The organism is Cobetia sp. PS-4MA, assembly GCF_057670765.1.
In genome coordinates, this window is the sequence record NZ_CM173107.1 from 188,827 (window position 1) to 204,184 (window position 15,358).

Annotated in this window: 8 protein-coding genes and 3 rRNA genes; 8 read left to right on the forward strand and 3 right to left on the reverse strand. The window is 60.0% G+C overall.

Annotated elements, in window-relative coordinates; translation table 11 throughout:
- Positions 1 to 55 precede the first annotated feature (55 nt).
- The 4 genes from tyrS (at position 56) to rrf (ending at position 6,814) form a co-directional block, all read left to right on the forward strand.
- Complete coding sequence (tyrS, locus tag AC26AR_RS00885) at positions 56 to 1,264, forward strand: tyrosine--tRNA ligase (protein ID WP_084209468.1); 1,209 nt, start codon at positions 56 to 58, stop codon at positions 1,262 to 1,264.
- Positions 1,265 to 1,890: 626 nt separating this feature from the next.
- A 16S ribosomal RNA gene (locus AC26AR_RS00890) occupies positions 1,891 to 3,431 on the forward strand.
- 241 nt (positions 3,432 to 3,672) lie between these two features.
- Positions 3,673 to 6,561 (forward strand): 23S ribosomal RNA (locus AC26AR_RS00895).
- 137 nt (positions 6,562 to 6,698) lie between these two features.
- Positions 6,699 to 6,814 (forward strand): 5S ribosomal RNA (gene rrf / locus AC26AR_RS00900).
- The 16S, 23S and 5S rRNA genes sit together here, the layout of an rRNA operon.
- A gap of 284 nt (positions 6,815 to 7,098) precedes the next feature.
- On the opposite strand, the gene gloA2 is transcribed toward rrf, so the two are convergent.
- The gene (gene gloA2 / locus AC26AR_RS00905; RefSeq protein ID WP_488107396.1) at positions 7,099 to 7,542 is read right to left on the reverse strand and encodes an SMU1112c/YaeR family gloxylase I-like metalloprotein; all 444 of its coding nucleotides are present in this window, start codon (positions 7,540 to 7,542) and stop codon (positions 7,099 to 7,101) included.
- A 119-nt stretch (positions 7,543 to 7,661) separates the two neighbouring features.
- A complete protein-coding gene (gene hisC / locus AC26AR_RS00910) occupies positions 7,662 to 8,717 on the reverse strand; it encodes a histidinol-phosphate transaminase (RefSeq protein ID WP_084209842.1) in 1,056 nt (351 codons plus the stop codon).
- 270 nt (positions 8,718 to 8,987) lie between these two features.
- On the opposite strand from hisC, the gene AC26AR_RS00915 reads away from it, so the two are divergent.
- The 3 genes from AC26AR_RS00915 (at position 8,988) to radA (ending at position 12,374) form a co-directional block, all read left to right on the forward strand.
- Complete coding sequence (locus AC26AR_RS00915; RefSeq protein WP_176493736.1) at positions 8,988 to 10,127, forward strand: alkene reductase; 1,140 nt, start codon at positions 8,988 to 8,990, stop codon at positions 10,125 to 10,127.
- A gap of 179 nt (positions 10,128 to 10,306) precedes the next feature.
- Positions 10,307 to 10,774, forward strand: coding sequence for a copper resistance protein NlpE N-terminal domain-containing protein (locus AC26AR_RS00920; RefSeq protein ID WP_077378513.1), 468 nt, complete (start codon positions 10,307 to 10,309; stop codon positions 10,772 to 10,774).
- 184 nt (positions 10,775 to 10,958) lie between these two features.
- Positions 10,959 to 12,374, forward strand: a complete 1,416-nt coding sequence (gene radA, locus AC26AR_RS00925; protein WP_077378515.1) for a DNA repair protein RadA — start codon at positions 10,959 to 10,961, stop codon at positions 12,372 to 12,374.
- A gap of 111 nt (positions 12,375 to 12,485) precedes the next feature.
- On the opposite strand, the gene AC26AR_RS00930 is transcribed toward radA, so the two are convergent.
- Positions 12,486 to 13,130, reverse strand: a complete 645-nt coding sequence (locus tag AC26AR_RS00930) for a DUF1415 domain-containing protein (RefSeq protein ID WP_084209466.1) — start codon at positions 13,128 to 13,130, stop codon at positions 12,486 to 12,488.
- Positions 13,131 to 13,407: 277 nt separating this feature from the next.
- Here AC26AR_RS00930 and AC26AR_RS00935 point away from each other — a divergent pair, with 277 nt between their 5' ends.
- Positions 13,408 to 15,252: a SulP family inorganic anion transporter gene (locus AC26AR_RS00935; RefSeq protein WP_488107397.1), complete on the forward strand. Its 1,845-nt coding sequence runs from the start codon at positions 13,408 to 13,410 to the stop codon at positions 15,250 to 15,252.
- Positions 15,253 to 15,358 lie beyond the last annotated feature (106 nt).

Genomic DNA, 15,358 nt, shown 5'->3' on the forward strand with positions numbered 1-15,358 from the left:
TTCTCGGCCAACATGCCCCGTTACGAGGGGAGCAGCAACGGTCAGAGAGGGCAGGATGAGCGACAAGTCAGTAGTGGAAGCGCTGGAGATCATCAAGCGCGGTACCGATGAGGTGCTGGTCGAGGAAGAGCTGATCAAGAAGCTCGAGTCCGGACGCAAGCTCAGGGTCAAGGCGGGTTTCGATCCGACGGCGCCGGACCTGCACCTCGGGCATACCGTGCTGATCAACAAGCTGCGTCAGCTGCAGGATCTTGGCCACGAGGTCATCTTCTTGATCGGGGACTTCACCGGACGCATCGGTGATCCGACCGGCAAGAGCGTGACGCGCAAGCCGCTGACCGAAGAGGACGTGAAGGCCAATGCCCTGACGTATCAGGAGCAGGTCTTCAAGATTCTCGACAAGGATCGCACGCGAATCGCCTTCAACTCCGAATGGATCAGCAAGCTCTCTGCCAGCGACATGATCGAACTGGCGGCTTCCAGCACGGTGGCTCGCATGCTCGAGCGCGATGATTTCGACAAGCGTTACACCGGCAACCAGCCGATCTCCATTCACGAGTTCCTCTATCCCCTGATCCAGGGCTATGACTCCGTGGCGCTGGAGGCGGATATCGAACTCGGCGGTACCGATCAGAAGTTCAACCTGCTGATGGGCCGTGAGCTGCAACGCCAGCGTGGCCAGGAGCCGCAGGTCGTGATCACCATGCCGATCCTCGAAGGTCTGGATGGCGTGCAGAAGATGTCCAAGTCGCTGGGCAACTACATCGGTATCAATGACCGTCCGGGCGAGATGTTCAACAAGATCGTCTCCATGCCGGACTCGCTGATGTGGCGTTACTTCGAGCTGCTCTCGCTGCGCCCCATGGAGGAAGTGAAGGCGCTGATGGCCAGCATCGAGAATGGCGCCAATCCGCGCGACATCAAGATGGAGCTGGCTCGGGAACTGGTGGCGCGTTTCCACGATGAAGAGGCGGCTGCCACGGCTCACCTCTCCAGTGGCAACCAGCTGGCAGAAGGTGAGCTGCCGGCGGACATGCCGGATGTCACCGTGAGCCTTGAAGGGGCAGAGGTCGCGCCGATCGCCGCCGTGCTCAATCGTTCAGGTCTGGCCAACAACAGCGCCCAGGCCAAGGACATGCTCAAGAATGGTCGCGTGAAAGTCGATGGAGACGTGATCGAGCCTTCCTACATGGCGCCTTTCGATACGGCCATCGTCATCCAGGCTGGCAAGAAGCGCTACGCACGTGTGACGGTGACTCGCTGATCCGACGCGAGATCTCTGACCGACCATTCGGCCCCGCCATTTCTGGCGGGGCCGAATGTGTTTCTGGCCAGGGAAGAAAGGTGTCAGCAAGCGACGGCGAGACGAGGTCAAAGGAGCAAGAAGAGGTGATGAGAGAATAGGTGTCGCCCGCATGTCCTCGAAATGACAATCGATGGAAAAAGCCCTTGCCCTCAGCCCGGTTCGTGCGTAAAGTACGCATCCGCTGCCGGGGACGCATGGCGTTACCAGCGGTGAAAGAGGTTTGCAGGTGATTGTTTTGTTTGATGTTTTTGAAGTCCGCTTCCAAATCATCAATTGACAATCCCGGGCGATTCGCTAGAATACGCCGCACTCCTTACGGAACAGGTGATCGGGCAACGCTCCTCACCGCTGGATGATGCTTAGAGGCAGTCGATTGACTCATCATCAAGTGCTTGACTTCTCAAGCGTTCCGGATAGAATATGCCTCCTCGCTTAACAGCGACGCTCTTTAAAAATTTGATCAGGTAATTCGTGTGAGCGCTTACCGATGAGTGGTGACAAGGTCACCAAATATCGGAGCAAGCCTCTCACGAGAAGTTTGACTCTGAACCAAGTTTGGTCTGCTTAACAGACTATCAAGCTTTCAACTGAAGAGTTTGATCATGGCTCAGATTGAACGCTGGCGGCAGGCTTAACACATGCAAGTCGAGCGGAAACGATTCTAGCTTGCTAGAAGGCGTCGAGCGGCGGACGGGTGAGTAATGCATGGGAATCTGCCCGATAGTGGGGGACAACCTGGGGAAACTCAGGCTAATACCGCATACGTCCTACGGGAGAAAGCAGGGGATCTTCGGACCTTGCGCTATCGGATGAGCCCATGTCGGATTAGCTTGTTGGTGAGGTAACGGCTCACCAAGGCGACGATCCGTAGCTGGTCTGAGAGGATGATCAGCCACACTGGGACTGAGACACGGCCCAGACTCCTACGGGAGGCAGCAGTGGGGAATATTGGACAATGGGCGAAAGCCTGATCCAGCCATGCCGCGTGTGTGAAGAAGGCCTTCGGGTTGTAAAGCACTTTCAGCGAGGAAGAACGCTTCGGGATTAATACTCCCGAGGAAAGACATCACTCGCAGAAGAAGCACCGGCTAACTCCGTGCCAGCAGCCGCGGTAATACGGAGGGTGCAAGCGTTAATCGGAATTACTGGGCGTAAAGCGCGCGTAGGTGGCTAAGTCAGCCAGGTGTGAAAGCCCCGGGCTCAACCTGGGAACGGCATCTGGAACTGCTTGGCTAGAGTGCAGGAGAGGAAGGTAGAATTCCCGGTGTAGCGGTGAAATGCGTAGAGATCGGGAGGAATACCAGTGGCGAAGGCGGCCTTCTGGACTGACACTGACACTGAGGTGCGAAAGCGTGGGTAGCAAACAGGATTAGATACCCTGGTAGTCCACGCCGTAAACGATGTCAACTAGCCGTTGGGTCCCTTGAGGACTTAGTGGCGCAGCTAACGCAATAAGTTGACCGCCTGGGGAGTACGGCCGCAAGGTTAAAACTCAAATGAATTGACGGGGGCCCGCACAAGCGGTGGAGCATGTGGTTTAATTCGATGCAACGCGAAGAACCTTACCTACCCTTGACATCCAGAGGACTTTCCAGAGATGGATTGGTGCCTTCGGGAACTCTGAGACAGGTGCTGCATGGCTGTCGTCAGCTCGTGTTGTGAAATGTTGGGTTAAGTCCCGTAACGAGCGCAACCCCTATCCTTATTTGCCAGCGAGTAATGTCGGGAACTCTAAGGAGACTGCCGGTGACAAACCGGAGGAAGGTGGGGACGACGTCAAGTCATCATGGCCCTTACGGGTAGGGCTACACACGTGCTACAATGGCAAGTACAAAGGGTTGCAATACGGCGACGTGGAGCCAATCCCATAAAGCTTGCCTCAGTCCGGATTGGAGTCTGCAACTCGACTCCATGAAGTCGGAATCGCTAGTAATCGTGGATCAGAATGCCACGGTGAATACGTTCCCGGGCCTTGTACACACCGCCCGTCACACCATGGGAGTGGACTGCACCAGAAGTGGTTAGCCTAACCTTCGGGAGGGCGATCACCACGGTGTGGTTCATGACTGGGGTGAAGTCGTAACAAGGTAGCCCTAGGGGAACCTGGGGCTGGATCACCTCCTTATCGACACTGTCTATCGCTCGCGGCAAGTGCTCACAACGAATTACCTGATCTTATTGCTGGCTTAGCCGGCAGTGGCAAGCGTGCTCGACAGAGCGCGCTTCTCACTGTTCTCTGAACAGCCGCTCTTTAACAATGTGAATCATGCTGACGATGGAATGTGCGCCAAGCACATCTCCATCAAACGATATGTCGGAGAGGTCCGACAGATTCGTAATCCTTGACAGACCCCTTGGGGTTATATGGTCAAGCGATTAAGCGCATACGGTGGATGCCTTGGCAGCCAGAGGCGATGAAGGACGTGATAGCCTGCGATAAGCGTTGGCGAGGTGGCAAATACCCTGCGACCCAACGATTTCCGAATGGGGAAACCCACTCACCATCAGGTGAGTATCTATAGGCCAATACATAACCTATAGAGGCAAACCCGGGGAACTGAAACATCTAAGTACCCGGAGGAAAAGAAATCAACCGAGATTCCCCAAGTAGCGGCGAGCGAACGGGGACCAGCCCTTAAGCGATACAACTGACAGACGAACAAGCTGGGAAGCTTGACGATACAGGGTGATAGTCCCGTAGTCGAAGTCTGAGTATCGTGAAATCGAGTAGGTCGGGGCACGAGAAACCTTGACTGAACATGGGGGGACCATCCTCCAAGGCTAAATACTCCTGGCTGACCGATAGTGAACCAGTACCGTGAGGGAAAGGCGAAAAGAACCCCGGCGAGGGGAGTGAAATAGATCCTGAAACCGTATGCGTACAAGCAGTGGGAGCACCTTCGTGGTGTGACCGCGTACCTTTTGTATAATGGGTCAGCGACTTATATTCTGTGGCGAGCTTAACCGTATAGGGGAGGCGTAGCGAAAGCGAGTCTTAACTGGGCGACCAGTCGCAGGGTATAGACCCGAAACCGGGCGATCTATCCATGGCCAGGGTGAAGATTGAGTAACATCAATTGGAGGCCCGAACCCAAGTATGTTGAAAAATGCTGGGATGAGCTGTGGATCGGAGTGAAAGGCTAATCAAGCCCGGAGATAGCTGGTTCTCCTCGAAAGCTATTTAGGTAGCGCCTCACGTATCACCGCTGGGGGTAGAGCACTGTTTCGGCTAGGGGGTCATCCCGACTTACCAACCCGAGGCAAACTCCGAATACCAGTGAGTGCAGCGTGGGAGACACACAGCGGGTGCTAACGTCCGTTGTGAAAAGGGAAACAACCCAGACCGTCAGCTAAGGTCCCAAAATCCTGATTAAGTGGGAAACGATGTGGGAAGGCTCAGACAGCTAGGAGGTTGGCTTAGAAGCAGCCATCCTTTAAAGAAAGCGTAATAGCTCACTAGTCGAGTCGGCCTGCGCGGAAGATATAACGGGGCTAAATCAGGTACCGAAGCTACGGGTTCATCCTTATGGATGAGCGGTAGAGGAGCGTCGTGTAAGCCAATGAAGGTGGATTGAGAAGTCTGCTGGAGGTATCACGAGTGCGAATGCTGACATGAGTAACGATAAGGGGAGTGAAAAACTCCCCCGCCGGAAGACCAAGGTTTTCTGTTCTACGTTAATCGGAGCAGAGTGAGTCGGCCCCTAAGGCGAGGCGGAAACGCGTAGTCGATGGGAAACGGGTTAATATTCCCGTACCGGATGTGGTTGCGATGGGGGGACGAAGAAGGCTAGGTGAGCCAGGCGTTGGTTGTCCTGGTGAAAGCATGTAGGCCGAGGAATCAGGCAAATCCGGTTCCTCTGAGGTCGAGATGCGAGACGAACTGACTACGGTCAGGAAGTCATCGATGCCACGCTTCCAGGAAAAGCCTCTAAGCTTCAGATCACATGCGACCGTACCCCAAACCGACACAGGTGGTCAGGTAGAGAATACCAAGGCGCTTGAGAGAACTCGGGTGAAGGAACTAGGCAAAATGGCACCGTAACTTCGGGAGAAGGTGCACCGGTTCGAGTGAAGGACTTGCTCCGTAAGCTCTTACCGGTCGAAGATACCAGGTGGCTGCAACTGTTTATTAAAAACACAGCACTCTGCAAACGCGCAAGCGGACGTATAGGGTGTGACGCCTGCCCGGTGCCGGAAGGTTAATTGATGGGGTTAGGATTCGTCCGAAGCTCTTGATCGAAGCCCCGGTAAACGGCGGCCGTAACTATAACGGTCCTAAGGTAGCGAAATTCCTTGTCGGGTAAGTTCCGACCTGCACGAATGGCGTAATGATGGCCACGCTGTCTCCACCCGAGACTCAGTGAAATTGAAATCGCAGTGAAGATGCTGTGTACCCGCGGCTAGACGGAAAGACCCCGTGAACCTTTACTATAGCTTTACACTGGATGCTGATGTTGTCTGTGTAGGATAGCTGGGAGGCTTTGAAACCACGTCGCCAGATGCGGTGGAGCCAACCTTGAAATACCAGCCTGACATCATTGGCGTTCTAACTCAGGTCCGTCATCCGGATCGAGGACAGTGTATGGTGGGTAGTTTGACTGGGGCGGTCTCCTCCTAAAGAGTAACGGAGGAGCACGAAGGTACCCTCAGCACGGTTGGAAATCGTGCATTGAGTGCAAGAGCATAAGGGTGCTTGACTGCGAGACAGACACGTCGAGCAGGTACGAAAGTAGGTTCTAGTGATCCGGTGGTTCTGTATGGAAGGGCCATCGCTCAACGGATAAAAGGTACTCCGGGGATAACAGGCTGATACCGCCCAAGAGTTCACATCGACGGCGGTGTTTGGCACCTCGATGTCGGCTCATCACATCCTGGGGCTGAAGTCGGTCCCAAGGGTATGGCTGTTCGCCATTTAAAGTGGTACGCGAGCTGGGTTTAGAACGTCGTGAGACAGTTCGGTCCCTATCTGCCGTGGGCGTCGGAAGTTTGAGAAGAGCTGCTCCTAGTACGAGAGGACCGGAGTGGACGAACCTCTGGTGTTCGGGTTGTCATGCCAATGGCATTGCCCGGTAGCTACGTTCGGACGGGATAACCGCTGAAAGCATCTAAGCGGGAAGCCCCCTTCAAGATGAGACTTCCCTGAGGCCTTGCGCCTCCTGAAGGGCCCTTGAAGACTACAAGGTTGATAGGCTGGGTGTGGAAGCACAGCAATGTGTTGAGCTAACCAGTACTAATTGCCCGTGAGGCTTGACCATATAACACCCAAGGGGTTTGCTTTGGCAAACGCCGGGATTGCGACAGGATCGACAACATATCGGTCAGCATGATTCATATTGCGAGTCGCGAGGCCACAAGCCTCGAGACTCAGGTACCGCAAGGTGCCACCGTTTCGCCTGACGACCATAGCGAGCGTGAACCACCCGATCCCATGCCGAACTCGGAAGTGAAACCGCTTAGCGCCGATGGTAGTGTGGAGTTTCTCCATGTGAGAGTAGGTCATCGTCAGGCACTTATACCGAACCGCCCCTGTAGCCCAGCTGCAGGGGCGGTTCTCTTTGTGCGTGAAAAGGTCGTGCTCGGAGAAGTGGTGCTCGGAGAAGTGGTGCTCGGAGAAGTGGTGCTCGGAGAAGTTGCGCAGAAAGTCCTGCGTGCGAAATAGCAGTGGGCGAAAGAAAAGAGCGAGAGGAAAGCTCCGCGTGAGCAACGTGCATATGCCACAAGAAGGCCCCTGTCGAGATATCGACAGGGGCCTTTTATCTTCAGAGCCAGTGAAGTTTCAGCGCGCCATCACATCAGGGCGAGACTTCGTAGAGCTCGATGGGCGTACCGTCAGGGTCTGCCAGGAAGGTGAAGCGGGCGCCGGTGTATTCATCGACACGTATCGGCTCTGGCGTGACGCCACGGGCGATCAGCAGCTCGACACAGGTGTTGATGTCCTCGGTTGCCAGCGCCAGGTGACGCAGCCCACAGGCTTCCGGATAGCTTGGGCGCTCAGGCGGCGACGGGAAGGAGAACAACTCCAGCTGGATACCGCCCGGCAAGCGCAGGTCGAGCTTGTAGCTGTCGCGGGCTTCACGATAGGCCTCGTGGATCACCTGCGCATCCATGACCTCGAGATAGAAGCGCCTGGCGCGTGGGTAATCAGCGGTGATGAGTGCCACGTGATGCACGCGCGTCAAAGGCAGGCGCGCTGTCGAAGTGGCACTTGACGCCATGGTGGGACGTTCCGTTGTCATATGGTTGCTCCTGCTGAGAGTCTTCGGTGGCGAATGCCCGAGTGACGTCCTGATGAAAGAAGGCGCCCAGTGGGCGCCTTCTTTCATTGAACCCATCACGGGTCATTCTGTGCGCTATCTCAACGGCACAGGGTTTCCAGGGCTTCGATCAGGCTGTCCATCTCGGCATCGGTACCGATGCTGATGCGCAGATGGTCGCGTAGCGCATCGGTGTTGAAGTGGCGCACCAGGATGCCCTGCTCGCGAAGGCCGATGAACAGCTTGCCGGCATCATGGGTCGGGTGAGTCGCCAGCACGAAGTTGGTCTGTGACGGCAGGATCTCGAAGCCCAATGCGGCCATGCGATCGCGCGTCTGCTCACGGGTAGTGATGACGCGTGTGCGGCACTCATCGAAATAGGCGGGATCACTCAGCGCGGCGACGCCGACCTGCTCGGCCAGACGATCGATGGGGTAGGAATTGAAGGAGTCCTTCACGCGCTCCAGGCCCTCGATCAGCTCCCGCGAGGCCACGGCATAGCCAAGGCGAATGCCCGCCAGGCTACGCGACTTCGAGAAAGTGCCTGACACGACCAGATTCGGATACTGATGAATCAGCGGGATGGCGCTTTCCCCCCCGAAGTCCACGTAAGCCTCATCCACCAGCACCACGCTCTGCGGGTTGCGCTCCAGCAGCGCGGCAATCGCCTTGCGGCCATGGCCATGGCCTGTCGGGGCATTGGGATTGGCGAAGATGATGCCGCCATTGTCACTGCCGAAGGCTTCGAGATCGACTTCCCAGTTGTCGGTCAGCGCGATACTGCGTGATTCGATGCCATACATGCGGCAGTAGACCGGATAGAAGCTGTAGCTGATGGAGGGCAGCAGCAGCGGCTTGTCCTGACGGAAGAAGGCCTGGAAGGCCAGCGCCAGCACCTCGTCGGAGCCATTGCCGACGAAGACTTCCTCTGCGGCCACATGGAAGGTCTCGGCCAGGGCGGCGCGCAGCGAGCTGGAACTCGGGTCCGGGTAGCGACGCAGGTCAGAGGCATTGAACTCGCGCAGCGTCTGTTCCACGGCCGGGGCCGGCGGGTAGGGGTTTTCATTGGTGTTCAGCTTGATCAGCTGCTCACGCGGTTGTTCGCCGGGGACGTAGGGGGTCAGGTCGTGGACCTGTGGGCTCCAGTACTTGCTCATGATTTCTCGCCGCTGGTGACAGTGCATGACCCGTGTCATGGATAGGTTTCATGTTGCCCGCTGGATCGTCGCGGTACAAGCATCGGCAGGCTCTCGCATGAGTCGCGAGATGCCGCGTGGCGCGACCTGGCGCATTGTTGCCATCCCAGCATTATTCTCATGCACCGCGTGCGCTTGAAGCATCGGCTGGCGCACCGCATGTCACTGATATGCCCGCCCGGTTCGCCCGAAGCGGCGGCTGGCGAAAGAACAGAGACTCAAGGAGCACCGATGACTGCCAACACCAAGGCCCCGTACGCCGACACCCTGCTTGATCCGGTCACGCTCGGTGACCTGACCCTGCCCAATCGTATCCTGATGGCGCCACTGACCCGAGCGCGCACCCCGGACAGCATTCCCGGTGAGCTTCAGGAGGTCTACTACGGACAGCGTGCCGGCGCCGGCCTGATCATCAGCGAGGCGACCAACATCTCGCCGACCGCGCGTGGTTACGTCTACACGCCGGGTATCTGGACGGATGAGCAGGAAGCCGGCTGGAAGGGCGTCGTCGAGGCAGTGCACGCCAAGGGCGGACGCATGGCGCTTCAGCTGTGGCATGTCGGGCGTGTCTCGCACGAGATGGTGCAGCCGGATGGCCAGCCACCGGTCGCGCCCAGCGCCCTGCGTGGTGAAGGCGCCCAGTGCTTCGTCGAGTTCGAGGATGGCAGCAGTGGTCGCCACCCCACCAGCACGCCGCGTGCGCTGGAGACGGAGGAAATCCCCCAGCTGGTCGAGGACTATCGTCAGGCTGCCGTGCGCGCCAAGCGTGCCGGCTTCGACATGATCGAGGTGCATGCCGCCAACGCCTATCTGCTCAACCAGTTCATGGCGACCGGCACCAACCAGCGCACCGACCAGTACGGTGGTTCGGTCGAGAATCGTGCGCGCCTGACACTGGAAGTCGTCGATGCCGTCGCCGAGGTCTTCGGGCCGGAGCGTACCGGCATCCGTCTGACGCCCTTCATCGAGATCTTCGGTCTCACCGATGACGAGCCGGAAGAGATGGCCTTCTACATGGCAGACCAGCTCTCCAGACGTGGCATTGCCTACGTGCACGTCAACGAGCCGGACTGGGCCGGCGGCGACGTCAAGTTCACCGATGACTTCCGCCGCGCACTGCGGGAGCGCGTCAAGGGCGCGCTGATCTTCTGCGGTCATTACGATGGGGAGCGTGCAGCACGCATCATCGACGAGGGCATTGCGGATGCCGTCGCCATCGGGCGCCCCTACATCGCCAATCCGGACCTGGTCGAACGCCTGCGTCTGGATGCGCCGCTCAACGAGCAGGATCCTGATACCTTCTACGGTGGCGGTGCCGAGGGCTACACCGATTATCCCTTCCTCGACAACGGGCATGATCGCCGTGGCTGAGGCCGACATGATTTAGCGAATGGCGTTCGATAAACGCCATCGGGGGTGGCCTCACGGGGCTGATACCCGCTATTCTTGAGCGTGGAAGCTCGTGAGCGGTCCGTCTGTCGAGGCAGTCGGGCCGCTCGCCGTCGATAGCGCTGACGCTGCTATCGAATCATCGCCTTAAGGAGGATTCAATGCAGATCAGGACTCTGATGGTGGGAGCCGCGCTGATGGTCGGTCTCGCCGGGTGCGCATCAACGGCCCAGACGACGGATGGTGCCGCTGCCAATGACGCCACCGAGACAGCCAGCGAGCAGGTTGCCGTCTACAAGGGCACCCTGCCGTGTCGTCGTTGCACGGGCATTGACCTCGATGTGCGTCTCAAGGGAGCGGAAGATGCTGCCCCGGAAGCGCGTACCTTCAGTCTCGATGCCACCTATCGCGATCATCCGCAGCAGCCCGCGCCGGAGCACTACGAGGGTCAGTGGGATGTGCTGTCAGGTACGGTGACCGACCCGAATGCCACCGTCTATGAGCTGACGCCGAATGGCGAGGGCCAGACCTACTACTTCCTGCGTCTGGACCCCCAGACACTGGAACTGGTCGACCCGCAGAAGCGCCGCTTCCAGAACGGCGAGACACTGCGTCTCAAGCGCGAGTGATGCCACCGCGTGTCATGCACGCGTGAGGTGACAGCAAGGCGGCGCAAGCCGCCTTGCTTGTGTCTGGCATCCGTGTCGGACGTTCGCATCGAGCGCCCCTGCCTGGTGCCATCGGGCGATGCGGGCATGGGTGCCATGCCGGGCGACGTGGTCTGAAATCATTACTCCCTGACAGGATGGTCTGATGGCGAAAGCAAAGAGCGCCTTCGTATGTACCGAGTGCGGTAGCGAATTCTCGAAGTGGCAGGGGCAGTGCAGCGGCTGTCGCGAGTGGAATACCCTGCAGGAGATTCGGGTCGGTGCCACGGTATTGCCGGGGGCTGCGCCGGCTGCCGGGGGCATCAGCACTGGCGGGGCGTCACGTGGCGCCACCAGCGCCAGAGGCGGCTATGCCGGCACGCTGAGTGACAACGTGACGGATCTGTCCAACGTCTCGCTGGCCGAAGTGCCGCGCTTCTCCTCGACCTTCGGTGAGTTTGATCGCGTGCTTGGCGGCGGTCTGGTGCCTGGCTCCGCCGTATTGCTCGGCGGGCACCCCGGCGCCGGCAAGTCGACGCTGCTGCTGCAGACCGCCTGCAAGCTGGCGCAGCACAAGCGTTCGCTCTACGTCACCGGTGAAGAGTCGCTGTCGCAGGTGGCGATGCGTGCCCATCGACTGCAGCTCCCGACCCAGGGACTCAAGATGCTGGCCGAGACCAGTGTCGAGACGATTCTGGCCACCGCCGAGCGCGAGAAGCCGGAAGTGCTGATCATCGATTCCATCCAGACCATGCACCTGGAGGATCTGTCCTCCGCGCCGGGGGGCGTCTCGCAGGTGCGTGAGTCCGCCGCGGCGTTGACGCGTTTCGCCAAGCGGACCAACACCGTATTGCTGCTGGTCGGGCACGTGACCAAGGATGGCTCGCTGGCCGGCCCCAAGGTACTGGAGCACATGATCGATGCCTCCCTGTTGCTGGAAGGGGACGGTGATTCGCGCTTTCGCACCCTGCGCGGACAGAAGAACCGCTTCGGCGCGGTCAATGAGCTGGGCGTGTTCGCCATGGTCGAGCTTGGCCTGAAGGAGGTGAAGAACCCCAGTGCGATCTTCCTGTCACGCAGCGAGGAGCAATCCTCCGGCAGCCTGGTGATGGTGGTCTGGGAAGGGACTCGGCCGATCCTGATCGAGGTCCAGGCGTTGCTGGACGATTCGCCGCTGGGAAATCCCCGGCGCGTCGCGGTCGGTCTGGATGGCAATCGACTCTCGATGTTGCTGGCCGTGCTCAACAAGCACGGCGGCCTGTTCACCGGCGATCAGGATGTCTTCCTGAACGTGGTGGGCGGGGTCAAGGTGCTCGAGACCAGCGCCGACCTCGCGGTGCTGTGTGCGGTGGTATCCAGTCTGCAGAACCGCCCGCTGCCGCGTGAACTGGTGGTGTTCGGTGAGGTCGGCCTGTCCGGCGAGATCCGTCCGGTGCCCAGTGGGCAGGAGCGCATCGTCGAGGCCGCCAAGCATGGCTTCACGCGCGCCATCGTGCCCAAGGGCAATGCCCCCAAGAATCCGCCCAAGGGCATGACGATCGTCGCGGTCGACAAGTTGTCCCAGGCGCTGGAAGCCCTGTGATGGCTGCCGGCAGCTGCCACGCGCAAGCCTTCCGGTGACATTCCGCCTGAAACGCACAAGGCCAGCCTCGCGGCTGGCCTTGTGCATATGGGATTGCCACTGGGCGTGATGTCAGTCCTGGCTGTCAGCCTGACGGGCGGCGTGAGCGCAGGCCTTTAGGCGTGCGACCAGCTGTTCGACGCCACGCTCGCGCATCAGCGCCTCGTTGCGCGCCGGCACCTCTTCCACATCCCCCGAATAGGCATTGATCGCCGCCTCGACAGAGCTTTCCCGCAGCAGGTGCAGCATCGGGAAGGGCGAGCGGTTGGTGTAGTTCGCGGCGTCGTCTTCCTCGGTATCCTCGAAGACATAGTCCGGATGGAAGCTGGCCAGCTGATAGATGCCCTCATAGCCCTGCATCTCGAGTAGTGCCTCAGCGTAATCCAGCAGCTCTAGATAGGCATCGAAGTCGCGGAAGCCATCCTTGAAGATCACCAGGGTGGTTTCGGCATCGCGATTGGCATCGAGGTTGAGGAGTTCATCGCCGAGTGCCTGCAGGCAACGCTCGAGTCCCGCGCCGGGGATGACGGCGTACTGGACGCTGTTGCGCGCCACTTCACGTGCCGCGAACGGGCATAGATTGTCCGCGATGATGTGCGTCTCGACCCACTGGCGGGTGGTCTCGATGGCCTCGGCCTCACTGACCTCAAGTGCAGGCGTATAGCCGGCCGACGGGGTGGAAGAGGTGGTGTCAGCAGGCGTAGCGTCGGTGGTCATGGCGTCAGGGTCCGCAGCGGTGTCAGGAGGGTGCATTGTCACTGCTCATGCCGGCCATGGCCAGTCCGGATTGGCAGCGCGCCACGATTGTCGCCGGTATCGCTACCGGCAAACGGAGCCCCGGGCCGGCGAGTACGGTTCGCTGACACGCTGTTTCATCAGCGTATTCAGGGATAGACTTGCCGGGGCCGGACGTCGCCACGCCCGGCCCCGGCATCGTTTCTTCACGGAGGCGATGGCCTCTCCCGCAGCCCACGCACCTTCATGGAGGCACTTCTTGCCCGCTGACAATCCACCGCCACGCCAGCCTGCCGATGATGCCTCTGCCACGTCGAGTGCCACGGCATACCGCCTGTCACGCCTGCTGCCGTTTCTGGGCTGGATGCGCCAGCTGTCGCCGAGAGATGCGCGCGCGGACCTGATCGCCGGGCTGAGCGGTGCGGTGCTGGTACTGCCTCAGGGGGTGGCCTACGCGCTGATCGCGGGGTTGCCCCCGGCGCATGGACTCTATGCCGCCATCGTGGTCGCGATCATCGCCGGACTCTTCGGCTGCTCGCGTCACATGGTCAGCGGGCCGGCCGCCGCCATCTCGATGGTGGTCTTCGGTACCGTCTCGACCCTGGCCACCCCCGGCAGTCCGGAATACCTGCCGCTGGTGCTGGCGCTGACCTGCATGGTCGGCATCATCCAGCTCGCACTCGGGCTGCTGCGCATGGGGGCGCTGGTCAATCTGATCTCGCATACCGTGGTGATCGGCTTCACCGCCGGTGCCGGCGTATTGATCGCCACTAGTCAGCTCAAGCATCTGTTCGGTATCGCGCTGGGAGATGCCTCGAGCTTCCTCGGCACCTGGTGGGCATTGCTTGGGCATCTGGAAGACACCTCGTGGGCGACCCTGATCACCGGCCTCAGTACGCTCGCCAGTGCCTTGCTGGTGCGGCGGGTGAATCGCAGACTGCCGTGGATGCTGGTCGCGATGGCCGTCGGTTGCGGGGTTGCGGCATTGCTGGGTGGCAGCGAGGCAGGCATCCCGATGGTGGGGGCCCTCTCCGGCAGCCTGCCGCCGTTTTCTCTGCCGCCACTGGGGTTTGACACCCTGCGCTCGCTGGGCGGTGCGGCCTTTGCGCTGGCGGTTCTCGGCTTGATCGAGGCGGTCTCCATCGCCCGCGCCATCGGGGTACGCTCGCATCAGCGCATCGATGGCAATCAGGAGTTCATCGGCCAGGGGCTGTCGAATCTGGTCGGCAGCTTCTTCTCGTGCTTCGCCGGCTCCGGCTCCTTCACCCGTTCAGGGGCCAACTACGATGCCGGCGCCCGCACGCCGCTGTCGGTGATGATCGCGGCTCTGATCGTGCTGGCGGTGCTGTTGCTGGTGCCGAATGTCACGGCCTGGCTGCCATTGCCCGCCATGGCGGGCCTGATCATGGTGATCGCCGCCAACCTGATCGAATTCAGTCATATCCGTCAGATTCTCACCGTCAGCCGCGAGGAAGCGGTGGTGCTGGTGATCACCTTCCTCGCCACGCTGCTGCTGCCGCTTGAGTTCGCCATCTTCGCCGGCGTGCTGGTGTCGCTGGTGCTGTATCTGAATCGCACCTCGCGTCCACGTCTGGTGGAAATGGCACCGGACCCCGAACACCCGGAGCTGGGCGTGCGCAATGCCGAGCGCTACCAGCTGACCCAATGTCGTGAGGTCGTCATCCTGCGAGTGGATGGCTCGCTGTTCTTCGGCGCGGTGGACCACGTCCAGCGCAAGCTGGCGCGCTATACCGGCAAGCACGTCATCCTGCTCGGCACCGGCTGCAATTTCATCGACATCGCGGGGGCCGAGATGCTCGAGATCGAGCAGCGCCGCCTACAGGATGCCGGCGGCAGCCTGAGCATGTGCGGCTTCCGACGCTACGCGCTGGAAGTGATGGAGTGCGGAGGCTTCCTTGAGCGCATGGGGGATGAGCACTACTTTCATACTGCCGAGGCGGCCATTGCCGCGCTGCGCGAGGCAGTGTCCGAGGCGCATCGGCCACACGACGGTGAGCCGGCCGCATGTGCGTCCTGCCCGCTGTTCGGCCCTGACAGCATCGGCCCGAGCCAGGGCATTCGTCTGACGCCGCCGCTGGCCTGAGCGGGCCGTGCGGCAGCTGACAGGGCGAGAGTTGGCGGCACGCGAGACGGCAAGGCTGGGGGCCATGTCGTGCATGCGATAGAATGCCAGCCATCGATGTGCCGGG

Bases quoted from the DNA above. Each gene is read 5' to 3' on its own strand.
- tyrS (WP_084209468.1), top strand. From the start codon at position 56: ATGAGCGACAAGTCAGTAGTGGAAGCGCTGGAGATCATCAAGCGCGGT.
- hisC (WP_084209842.1), bottom strand. From the start codon at position 8,717: ATGAGCAAGTACTGGAGCCCACAGGTCCACGACCTGACCCCCTACGTC.
- AC26AR_RS00930 (WP_084209466.1), bottom strand. From the start codon at position 13,130: ATGACCACCGACGCTACGCCTGCTGACACCACCTCTTCCACCCCGTCG.
- AC26AR_RS00915 (WP_176493736.1), top strand. From the start codon at position 8,988: ATGACTGCCAACACCAAGGCCCCGTACGCCGACACCCTGCTTGATCCG.
- AC26AR_RS00920 (WP_077378513.1), top strand. From the start codon at position 10,307: ATGCAGATCAGGACTCTGATGGTGGGAGCCGCGCTGATGGTCGGTCTC.
- gloA2 (WP_488107396.1), bottom strand. From the start codon at position 7,542: ATGACAACGGAACGTCCCACCATGGCGTCAAGTGCCACTTCGACAGCG.
- radA (WP_077378515.1), top strand. From the start codon at position 10,959: ATGGCGAAAGCAAAGAGCGCCTTCGTATGTACCGAGTGCGGTAGCGAA.